The sequence below is a fragment of the Salmonella sp. SAL4457 genome, from assembly GCF_046548235.1.
Classification (GTDB): domain Bacteria; phylum Pseudomonadota; class Gammaproteobacteria; order Enterobacterales; family Enterobacteriaceae; genus Salmonella; species Salmonella enterica.
In genome coordinates, this window is sequence record NZ_JBGDZO010000997.1 from 1 (window position 1) to 250 (window position 250).

General features: G+C 51.2%; 1 protein-coding gene. It reads right to left on the bottom strand.

Going from position 1 to position 250, the window contains the following annotated elements:
- Nucleotides 1-56 precede the first annotated feature (56 nt).
- A partial coding sequence (locus tag ACLJNW_RS27165; protein WP_410961658.1) for a UDP-N-acetylglucosamine 2-epimerase occupies nt 57-250 on the bottom strand: 194 nt, incomplete at its 5' end.

Genomic DNA, 250 nt, shown 5'->3' on the forward strand with positions numbered 1-250 from the left:
TACCAGACGTTCATGGAACTAAATAAATCCTTTATTTAAACTCGACACGCAAAGCATCACAGCTTGGCAAGATATTCAGCAATCCGAGAAGAGGCTTGACCGCCTCCGTAAAGCTGACCATCGTCTTGAATGGTCTTTCCCAGGCTAGTCCGTGCAGATTCGACAATCATGTCGCGGGCCGCTCCCACAAGAACGTTGGCTCCACAGGTCACTAGCTCCACCCATTCGGTCTGGTCACGCATGGTCACGC